Annotated in this window: 6 protein-coding genes; 4 read left to right on the forward strand and 2 right to left on the reverse strand. The window is 67.2% G+C overall.

Annotated elements, in window-relative coordinates; all coding sequences use genetic code 11:
- Positions 1 to 150: 150 nt before the first annotated feature.
- Complete coding sequence (locus ACN469_RS17770) at positions 151 to 1,578, forward strand: hypothetical protein (protein WP_498769440.1); 1,428 nt, start codon at positions 151 to 153, stop codon at positions 1,576 to 1,578.
- Here the strand turns inward: ACN469_RS17770 and ACN469_RS17775 are convergent.
- On the reverse strand, positions 1,544 to 4,588 hold the full coding sequence (locus tag ACN469_RS17775) for a S8 family peptidase (protein WP_498769441.1): 3,045 nt from the start codon (positions 4,586 to 4,588) through the stop codon (positions 1,544 to 1,546). The two genes, ACN469_RS17770 and ACN469_RS17775, sit on opposite strands and share 35 nt — an antisense overlap.
- 319 nt (positions 4,589 to 4,907) lie before the next feature.
- Between ACN469_RS17775 and ACN469_RS17780 the strand changes: the two genes are divergently transcribed.
- The 3 genes from ACN469_RS17780 to ACN469_RS17790 all read left to right on the forward strand — a co-directional run bounded on the left by ACN469_RS17780 (position 4,908) and on the right by ACN469_RS17790 (position 7,543).
- Positions 4,908 to 5,930 carry a hypothetical protein gene (locus ACN469_RS17780; protein WP_498769443.1) on the forward strand — a complete coding sequence of 341 codons (1,023 nt, stop codon included), beginning with the start codon at positions 4,908 to 4,910 and terminating at the stop codon, positions 5,928 to 5,930.
- A gap of 107 nt (positions 5,931 to 6,037) precedes the next feature.
- Positions 6,038 to 6,910, forward strand: a complete 873-nt coding sequence (locus tag ACN469_RS17785) for an SMI1/KNR4 family protein (RefSeq protein ID WP_498769445.1) — start codon at positions 6,038 to 6,040, stop codon at positions 6,908 to 6,910.
- A gap of 501 nt (positions 6,911 to 7,411) precedes the next feature.
- Positions 7,412 to 7,543 carry a hypothetical protein gene (locus tag ACN469_RS17790; RefSeq protein WP_498769447.1) on the forward strand — a complete coding sequence of 44 codons (132 nt, stop codon included), beginning with the start codon at positions 7,412 to 7,414 and terminating at the stop codon, positions 7,541 to 7,543.
- An 84-nt stretch (positions 7,544 to 7,627) separates the two neighbouring features.
- Here the strand turns inward: ACN469_RS17790 and ACN469_RS17795 are convergent, their stop codons facing one another.
- Positions 7,628 to 9,721: a PQQ-dependent sugar dehydrogenase gene (locus tag ACN469_RS17795; protein ID WP_498769449.1), complete on the reverse strand. Its 2,094-nt coding sequence runs from the start codon at positions 9,719 to 9,721 to the stop codon at positions 7,628 to 7,630.
- Positions 9,722 to 10,663 lie beyond the last annotated feature (942 nt).

The raw sequence follows: 10,663 nt of genomic DNA on the forward strand, positions 1-10,663 counted from the left end.
CCAGCGCTCGCTCGTATGGCAGCCCTCTCACTCGGGCTCAGGTGCCCCGCTCGAGAGGCGCTGAAACACTCCCACCTCCTCCGCGTACACCTTGAGAGGCAATGACTCGCTCCCTACCTTCCGCCCCCGGTGGGCTGGAAGGGAGCGGACATGCGTGTCTGGAATTGTGGTGCGCTGGTGTTGTGGGGGCTGGCGGTGGCGGGTTGTGGCGGCGGCGGTCAGGCGGAGGTCGACCGTGCGGTGAAGGCCCAGGCCTGCCCTGCCGGGGTGGCGTCACGGACCAAGGTCGTCAATCTACCGGGGGTCTCTCCCTACACCCGCCTGGAAGGCCTCGCCGATGCGCAGGGGACGCTCTACTTCACCGTCACCCCCGTGGGGACAGGTGGCACGGTGTTGTGGCGCAGCAATGGCACGGATGCGGGCACCGTCCAGGTGAAGGTGTTTCCGGCCGGCGTCTTCGCGGAAGGGGACGCGGTGGCGGTGGGCAGCCGGTACTTCTTCCAGCTCTATGACCAACCCACGGGGATGAATCAGCTCTGGGTCAGCGATGGGAGCGCCAGCGGAACCCAGTTCGTCAGGGCCTTCACGCCGGACAATCTCGGCCCCGCGCTGCGCAGCGCTACGGCCATCAACGGCCGGCTGGTCTTCTTCCACCTGACCCAGTCATCGACGACGGATCTATGGAGCTCGGATGGGACGAGCGCGGGCACGGTGCTGTTGGCGAACCTCACCGGTGTCCTGGAGCTCTACTTCAACAATACATTGCAGGTCGGCAATGGCCTGCTCTTCTTCCGCGCTCAAGGGGGGGCCACGACGCTGTGGCGCACCGACGGCACGGTGGCGGGGACCACGCTCCTCAAGCAGTTGGACGCGGGAGCGGTGAGCATCGCGCAGGTGAGCCGGGCAGGGGACCAGGGCTTGTTCGTCCTGCGGGATGGGACGAACGCGGAGGTGTGGAAGACGAATGGCACGGCCGCGGGGACCCTCCGGCTGGACACGTTCGGCCAGCCCGTCCGCCTCATCGGGGGACTGGGCTCCAAGGTCTATCTGGCCAAGAGGGAGCAGATCTACAGCCTCTCGCTGAGTGGCGGCGGCAGGACGCTCGTCACCACGCTGCCGCTCGACAGCGCGGGACAGTCCGCCTATGTCCAGCGGTCGGTGGCCTCCGGCGACTCCCTCTACTTCTCGGTGGCACTCGAGGACCTGAGTCCCGTGCCCGACGACGTGAGGCTCTGGGTGACGAATGGAACGGCCGGAGGGACTCGCGAGCTCTTCCGGTCGCTTCCGCGCAGCGACGAGTCCAACTCCGCCTTGTTCGCCACCGGTGCGGGCTCCGTCCTCTTCACCGGCTCGCCCGACGGCACGTCCAGCAAGCCCTGGTTCACGCGCGGCACGGTGGCGACGACCGGACAGCTCGCGAAGGTCGACGTCCGGGCGGTGTTCAAGCTTGATCCGCCGCCCTTCGTCCGCGCGGGCAGTCGCGTGTTCTTCCCCGCCACCGATGCGACCGGCATGGAACAACTCTGGTCCGTGCCGGCCTCGTTCACCTGCCCGCCGGGAATCGCCGACGCGCTGTAGCCCCCAGGAGGACGAGCAGAGCGAGGCCCCCCGGGAAGGCGCCACCCGTGGTGGAGCACCCGCCCTCATCGGAGGCGGGTGCGGGAGGCGGCTCCGGTCGATACGCGGGGACCAGGACGACCTGGATGCTCGCGGACAACCCTTCGTCATCCGTCACGAAGACCGTGAAGTGGAGCGGCTTGTCCCCCCGAGCCCACGACTCCGAGGCCTTCCAGAAGAGCAGGCCGGTGTCGCTCAGCTTGATCCACGTGGGGGTGTCCCAGCCCAGCGTGAACCGGAGCGTGTCACCCGCCACGTCGTGGGCGGGGACCTGGTACTCCATTCGCTCTCGGGTCGTCACGACCTGCTCGGGAATGGGGAGGACGAGGGGGGCGGCGTTCTCGACGGGGACCTCGAAGGCCCGGTCGAAGTGGGTCGTCGCCGTCTCCGCGCGCAGGATGCCCCGCTGCGAGGCCTTGCCGGTGGCGTTGTCCGCGTACACATGCTGGATGAGGGGACCCTCGCTCTCCGCATCGAAGGTCCCGTCCGCGTCGAAGTCCCAGCGGTAGCGGAGGATGGGCTCGCAGGCCTGTTCGGCACGGGCGCGCAGCCTTGCGTCGACAGGCTCCACGCGCCCCGCGCTCTCCCACGTCACCTCATGGATGATGGGAGGGCCGCAGACCGCGACAGTGCCCCACGTCTGGACGGGCGAGGTCTTCCCATTCGAGTCCATGACTCGCACGGCGAATCGGTGGGGGCCCGAATACCGCGTGGAGAACACCTTGGTGTGTCGACCGATGGCATAGGGCGAAGGACCTTCCAAGGGGCCCGGGACGAAGTCCACCGTGTTCGGAGCGAAGTACTCTCCGTCATGGAACAGGTCCCACTGCACGACCCAGGGACCGCTGGTGGCGTTCGCCATGAACGAGACCGACAACTCGAACGGATGGCGAACCTCGGGCACCAGGGTGTTCGTGTGGACCCGCACGTCGGAGGGGTAGGCCTTCACGTAGTGCGTGAAGAGCTGCTGGATGGGCGAGACGACACCGAGAGAGTCGATGAGCCTCACGGCCGTCAGGGTCGCCTCGGGGGCCTGTGGAACGACAAAGATGGACGAGCGCGTCTCCTCGCTGGAGCGGGAGGTCGCTGGCGCCACCGTCGAGACATCGACGTCGAAGCGGCCTTCGTAGTTGGCGTCCCACTGGACCTCCCACGGCCCTGGAGAGCCACGTGAGATGAAGTCGATGTGGAACCAGACTTGATTGCCCAGGGGGAGATTCCAGACGGCGTCCCCATCACTGATGGAGGGGAGGGTGGGGGACCTGGGATGGACCGTCACCGCATCCTCTCCCGGGAAGGTGAAGGTGACAGCGCCCGTCTCTGGGAGAGCCCAGGATGCGGTGGCGATGCCATCACCGGCCACCAGGTCGGCGCCCACGCCGTCATCGAGGAGGTCGATGCTGCCAGGCGGGCTGCTCATGAGCACCGTCACGGGACCCGCGGCCTCGCCACAGCGGATGTTCAGCGCGGAGAGGGTGATGCGATCCTCGGGCAGTTCCCAGCTCGCGTCGCTGACGAACACCTCGCCCTGGGGCGCCAGTCGCCTCGCCACCGTCTGGTTCTCACAGCTCATCGAGCCCACTCCCTGCGCGCCGATGGCGCGGATACGACGGCCCGTCACGCTGATGCCTCGCAGGGCGGGCACCTGCTGCCCTCCGCTGAGCACCAGGTTGCGCAAGGTCCGCCAGTCGCGCGTGGGCTCCTGTGCGGACAAGAGCGCCACGAGCCCGGCGACGTAGGGGGCCGCCATGGAGGTCCCGTCGTAGACGGCATGGCCGCCTCCAGGCACGGTGCTCAGGATGGCTGCTCCGGGAGCGAAGACGTCCACCTGCTGAGGGCCGAAGTTGGAGAACCAGGCGCGCCGGTCCGACGCGTCCGAGGCGCCCACCCGGATGATGTTCGGCAGCGGGTACTCAGCGGGATACTGGGTGCCCAGGTCCTCGTCGAGACTCAAGCCCGCGTTGCCCGCGGCGCTCACGAAGAGGATGCCCGTGTGCATGTTGCGCGCGATGGCTTGCTCGAGCTCGCGCGAGGGGAAGCGCCCTCCCCAGGAGCTGTTCGTGGCGACCACGTTCACCGGGTGCCGTGCCCGCGTCTTCAGCTCCGCGACGTAGTCGAGGCAGCGGATGGCAGCCGCGTCCGACAGGTTTCCGTTCGCGTCTGAAATCCTGCAGGCGATGACCTTGGTACGGGGGCTCACCCCTGAGACGCCGCGTCCATTGCCGCCGCGCGCCGCGATGATTCCAGCCACGTGCGTGCCATGGCCATTGTCGTCCTGGGGCGGCCGGGTCCCCGCCGTGTCCGTCGCATCGATGCCGTGGAGGTCGTCGATGAAGCCGTTGTCGTCGTCGTCGAGGCCGTTGCCGGCGATCTCCCCGGGATTGACCCACAGGTTGTCGATCAGGTCCGGGTGCGTGAGGTCCACGCCCGTATCGATGACGGCGACGACACCTGACTCGCGACCCTCGGTGAGCTCCCACGCCTCCGGCGCATTGATGTCCGCGTCCGCGACGCCGAGCGTCTGCCCGACGTTGTGCAACCCCCACTGCTCGCGGAACCGAGGGTCGTCCGGTTGCGAGCTCAGCTCTCGGCGGTGGTTGGGTTCAGCGAACTCGACGCGAGGGTCCGCGCGATACTGTTCCAGAGCGCGCTCGACGCTCAGTCCCGTGGGAAGCCGGACGTGCTGGAGCCCGGGAGCTCCTCGGTACGCGTGGATGACGCTCGCGCCCTTCACCACGTCCGCGCCGCTGCTGGCCAGCGCCTGTACGCCGCCACGGAACCGGACGAGGAGCTCTCCCTCGATGTAGGGGCTCTTGTCGGGACTGGAGCGGGACTCCGGCGGCGTCGGCGAGGGCTCGATGGGGGAGGGCTCGCAGCCGACCGCCAGGGCCGCCGCGAGCAGGCAGGCCGCCGCGGTGGGATGGAGGGGCCGCGTGGCACGGGACGGCGTGCGCGGAGGAGTGCTGCGCATGGGGTTCTCCAGGGGCCGGGCGGGGTGTGACTGCCCCGGTCGTCATCCAGACCCCCGGCGCCTCCCGATTGCGCAACACGCATTTGTTCATCGAGCCAGCGAGAGGGCGTGGGCCGTCCAGGTGTTTCCGGGGCAGGTGGGGTGCACCCCGGCTGCAAGAGTGCGCGCGGTGTTCAACACGCGTCCATTCTCGCGGCAGAATTGCGCACGGGGAGCGCGTGGCGGATGTGAGGCTTGCGGTGATGCGGGAGGGGCGTGTTAGCGGTGGGCCGTTCACGCGGTCCGCCGTGGCGCGGTCCCACACCCCGAGGTCCACATCATGAAGACACTGCTTGCGAAGACGTTGCGCCTGACGGCTCTGAGCGGACTGGCGTTGGTCGGCGCTCCGGCCGTGGCGCAGACCGTGCCCTTTTCTCCCTTCGTGCCCTTCGAGCTGAGGGTGAACTTCCAGCCCGCGAGCGTGGCGGTACCAGCGGGCTTCGTCGCGGACTCGGGGCAGGTGTTCGGGAGCCGGGGCAATGGCTACTCGTATGGGTGGAGCGCGGACAACACGGCGAACACGCGAGATCGCGATGACGCGAACACGCCGTCCCAGGCCTACGACACGATCATCCGCACGCAGAACGGCGGCAACTTCACCTGGGAGCTGGCGGTCCCCAACGGCTACTACCAGGTCCGGCTGGTGGCGGGAGACCCGGGCTTCTTCGACAGCGACTACATCTTCAGCGTCGAGTACTACGGCCACGTGCTGAAGGGCACGCCCACCACCGACAACCGCTTCGTCGAGGCGGTGACCACGGTCGACGTGAATGACGGGCGGCTGACCCTTCGCAATGACAGCGCCGCGGTGAACAACAAGCTGGCCTTCGTGGAGGTGAAGCGGAAGTTCGGGGTGGACATCAACTTCCAGCCCGCCTCGGCCTCGCCGGTGGAGATCTACGCCATGCTCACCGACTACGGCCAGGTGTATGGGAGCCGGGCGTATGGCTTCAGCTACGGATGGAACGTGGACAACACGGCCAACATGGTGGACGCGGGTTACGACATCGACATCCTCGCGCAGCGCCACGCGCGCATGCAGCAGGGCGGCGACCGCGTCTGGGAGATTGCCGTGCCCAACGGCGTCTACGAGGTGGAACTCCTGGCGGGAGACCCGAGCACGAAGAACGGCTCGTACCGCATCCAGGTGGAGGACTCGGTGCTGCTGAGCGGCGTGCCGACGGGTTACGGCTTCACCAACGGCTTTGGCGTGGTGGCGGTGTCGGACGGACGCCTCACCGTGCGCAGCGCGCCGGGCGCCGCGAACAACAAGCTCAACTTCATTCGCATCCACCAGAAGTAGCCGCGAGCGCCTCCTCGTCAACGAGGTCGGGTGGGGCCGACGGGCGCCTGGAGTTCGTTTCCCGGCGCCGTCGTTTTCCCGGGGCAATGGAGTAGGGTGCGCGCCCCATGAGCAAATACTTCGCGAAGCTGAAGCCGCCCAAGGGCCTGACCGTTCCTCCGTTGCTCGCGCGCTTCTCCAAATGGGCCGCGACGCAGAAGCATGGAGCCTTCGGGACGTTCGAGCTCATGACGTCGAAGGTGCCCGGCGACCTGCGCGATGCGTGGTGCTTCCTCTCGCTGCCCGATGGCTCGTTGCTCGCGCTCGTGTCGACCGTGGAGCCGCGGCCGGTGGTGCTGTTCGATTCGGAGTCGGACGCGCTGAAGGTCGTCGCTCCCAGCCTCGAGGCGTTCCTGCTCAAGCTCGGCGCGGGCAAGACGCGCTTGAATGACCTGGATGAGGGCGACGAGCGCGAGGCGCTGCGGGCGTGGCTCGTGAAGGAGAAGGTCAAGGCGCCGAAGCCAGCGAAGTTCAACGTGAAGGCGTACCAGCGTGACGCCGCGCCCGCTCCGGTGGAGAGCGAAGGCGTGAAGAAGCTGGCACCCCTTCCGCGAGGACTGGTGTCGCTGCTCGGCATGTCGGTGAAAGACGCGAAGCTCCCCGCTGCGCTGAAGAAGCTGAAGCTGCCGACGAAGCCGCTGAAGGCCGGTGGCGCGCTCAAGGACAAGAAGCGCGGCATCACCGTCCGCATCAGCCGAGGCGGCGTGATCAAAGAAGTGCACCTCGGTGAGAACTACGACGGTCCGCTCGCGTTCAAGCTGCCTCAGGGCGTGAACGACTTCACCGCGAAGAAGCTCCTCGGCAAGCCGACGGGCGTGCTCAAGAAGAAGGACGGCGGCAGCGTCTGGGAGAAGGTGCTCGATGCCGGACGCGGCATCTACTTCGAGCGAAGCCGAGGCCACTTCGACTGGTGGTCGGAGCACCGGTTCTTCATCAAGTAGACCCGCGGTCGAAACCCAGGAGGGGACACCCGCGGACAGTGCCCCCTCTGGCAAGGCCAGGACAGGACAGGGATGGACACGAACACGTGACGCGGGCGTGGCGCAGGAATCCGCCTCCCACACCCGGTGCGGCAGCTTGAGCTGTGGTCAGGTGCAAGCCGCGAGGTTGCACGTAGCGTGGCATCGGCTCCGCCTGCTCTGGCATAGCTGTACGCAGGCAGGGGCCCCTGCGCATCCTGCTATGCAGGCGTCATAGTTGGGCTCACAGTCAAAGCAGCACGGTGCCAGGGTCGCCGCTGCCTCCTCTGCAACGCGAGACTCGGCTGCGACGGACGCACCAGCCCCAAAACAAAGTCCAACAAACACCGCCAAGAGTGTCTTCTTCATGGTTTCCCTTTGCGTGGTTTCCACTGCATCTGGATCGCCCACACGGATATTGCCTCAGTTGCGGTGTGGCGGATAGTCAAGCTCGTGTCGCGAGCTGTATGGCCGCCAAGCCCAATGAAGGCTGGCATCTCAAGTGACGCGGACCTGGAGCTGCTTGGCAAGCTCCTGAGGCTGTTCACCGACAAGGTGGACCTGAACGCCACCGTCCAGGTGAGCCACGCGGACGCGCTCGGAGCGCTGGAATGAGCGCGGCGCGGAAGGCAAACACGGTCCTTCGCAGCGTCCCATGCCCCCGGCGCCAACCTGGGCCCCGGGGGCATCGAGCGCTCGCTACTGTCCGAGCACGACGCGGAAGATTCTCTCGTTGCTGTTGTCGGGGATGCTGTCCTTGTCACCCTGGTTGGTGGTGGTCATCCACAGGTTGCCATCCAGGGTCGGCTCGACGGTGCGCAGCCGGCCGTAGGTGCCGACGAAGAACTGCTGCACGTTGGTCAGCTCGGTGCCGCTGATGACCTCGCGGTAGAGCCGGGTGCCACGGGCGCAGGCCACGTAGAGGACGTCGCGCACCACCGCGATGCCGGAGCAGGAACCCTCCGCCGTGGAGTAGGTCCGCTTGGGCGCGATATACCCGGCCGTCGCGCAGCCCGAGCCGCCCTGGGAAACCGTTCCTTCGCAGTTCGGCCAGCCGTAGTTCCCGCCCCGCTGGATGAGGTTCGTCTCGTCCATCACCGAGTTGCCGAACTCCTGCTCCCACAGGCGGCCCTGGGAGTCGAACGCCAGCCCCTGCGGGTTGCGGTGGCCGTAGCTCCACACGTAGTTGCCGAAGGGGTTGTCGGAAGGGATCGTGCCGTCGGCGTTGAGGCGCAGCACCTTGCCGGCCAGGTTGTTGAGGTCCTGAGCGTAGGCTCCGTTCTGCGCGTCACCGGTCGATGCGTAGAGCTTCCCATCCGGGCCGAAGCGCAGACGCCCGCCGTTGTGGAACTTGTTGCGGCCGATGCCCGAGAGCAGCACCTGGAGCGAGGCGGTGTTGAGGGCACCGTTCTCGTAGCGCAGGCGCACGATGCGGTTGTCGGTGGGGGAGGTGTGCATCACGTACAGCCAGCGGTCGGTGGAGAAGGTCGGGGAGAGGACCAGCCCCATCAGCCCGCCCTCACCGTCGGTGCTCTGCACGTTGGGGACGGTTCCCACGGACGTCTTCTGGCCCGTCGCGGGGTCCAGGCGGACGATGTTCTGCGCGTCCCTGCGGCCGTAGAGCACCGTTCCATCAGGCAGGTTCACCAGGCCCCACGGGATGTCCGTGTCGGTGGCGACCTGGGAGACGGAGCAGACGTCGTTCGTGCAGGTCTGGCCGGTGGTGACCGTCGCGGCCGAGCTTTGGGCGGACGCATTGGCCTGGGCGTCACGGGCGAGCACGGCGTAGGCGTAGGTCGTGTTCGGGGAGAGGCCGCTGTCGACGAAGGTCGTCCCGGGCGGAGAGCCGGACACCGTGGCAATCTGCACGCCACCGCGGAACACGCCGTACGCCGTCACGCCCACGTTGTCGGTGGACGCGGTCCAGCTCACCGTCACGCTGGTGCCCAGGGCGGTGGCGGTGACGCCCGTCGGAATGCTGGGGGCCTGGGTGTCCACCTGGCACGGCGGCGGGGTGATGGAGAGCGTGGCGCTGCCTTGAGAGACGTTGCCCGCCGCATCCCGCGCATTCACATACAGGCCCCACGTCGCCCCGGGGACCACCGTCAGGCCGGTGGACACCACGGCGCCGGAGACGGCCTTCATGTGCTGTCCGTCGTGGTAGATGTCATAGAAGGCGACCCCTTGGTTGTCCGTGGACGGCGACCACGTGAGCGTGGCCGAGTTGCACGTCACGTTGGACAGGACGAGTCCCGTGGGCACGGTGGGCGGCTGGGTGTCGGGCGGCAGCGACCACTGTTGATTCGTCTGGCCGTTGCAATTCCAGACCGCCACCGGGGAGCTGTTGGCGGTGGCCTGGCCGGACACGTCGAGGCACAGCGCGGTCGGCGTATGGACCACCGAGCCGTTGGCGTTGCGGACCCATCGCTGGTTCGCGGCGCCGGTGCAGGCGCTGATGACCGCTCGGGCGCCAGCGCTGGTGCTCGCGGGCTGGACGCACCAGGCGCCGTCGAACACGCGCAGCTCGCCTTCGGGCGTGAACAGGAACCGCTGGTTCGCCTGCGCGTGGCAGTCGTAGATGTTGAGCCCTTGCCCCGACGTCTGGCTGTTCTGGGCCACGTCGAGGCACCGGCCGGACTGCACACCGATGAGTCGGGTGCCCGAGATGACCGCGGCGGTTTGTGTCGAGAGGTCGGAGTCGCTCTCCGCCTTCACTCCGCAGGCGGCGGTGGTGGCGAAGAGGAGGGTGAGGACTGTGCGGCGAGCTGCGAAGGACAGGTGACGAAGGTGCATTGACACGCTCCTGGGTGTTTCCCTTCCTTCCTGTTATTCCGGGTTGGGCTCAAGTGACATTTCTGGGCCCGCTTCAGCGGATGTTGAAACTCTGGCATCCGGTGCCCACGAGGCCACGGCTTCCCGCAGCAGGTCCGCACCTTTTCATTTGGAACGGATCTGGCGCGTCGTACCTCCTACCGCAGCGCCGGTCGGTGATACCGCGACGTTTTCGGTGACCGTGCCCGGAAGGTCCTGGACCCGCCACGCATCCAAACAGTCACAATTCACGGCCACGCGCCTCTCCGCGCGAGTCAGGTCAGCACCGGCCCGGGACACTGCGAGCATTCACCTCTAGGCTGCCCATTGTCGCGACTTCCGCGACGAATGGAGGCGCAAGGTCATGTCAAGAAATGTCTGGGGTGGACTCATTTCCATCGTGGCGGCGGTGTCGCTGTGGACACCGGTGGCTCAGGCGAATTATTGGACGTGTATGGATTACTTGCAGAGCTGCTTGTACTGGGCTGAGCAGGATCCGGACTTGCGTATCCGGGAGCTCGCCCGCGAGGTGTGTCACGCGGACTATCAGACTTGCGAGTCCTCGCCTGTATGCGGTGACTATTACTGCCAATATTTGGAACAGTATGAGAACAGTTGCCCGGCGGACTGCGGCCCGGGCTACACCTCGAATGGCATGGGCACGGCGGCGGAGGGTATCTGCTCGTCGGTCGCGCCGGGCAGCGCCCCCGCTCAAGGGTAGGGCCTCCTTCAGTGTAAGGACTTGAGGGCATACTGATGTCTCAGGGCCTCGGCGCGAAGACGTGCCGGGGCCTTCGTCCTTCCGAACACCTTCCCGCCGATAAATCGCCAGGAATAACACCCGCCGCCGCATCGCCGTCTCCAGAACGGAGACGACGTACTCCCTCGCGACTCGCGTGGGATGGAAAGGCATCGGGTACGGCA

This window comes from Corallococcus terminator (genome assembly GCF_049194865.1).
GTDB lineage: Bacteria > Myxococcota > Myxococcia > Myxococcales > Myxococcaceae > Myxococcus > Myxococcus terminator_A.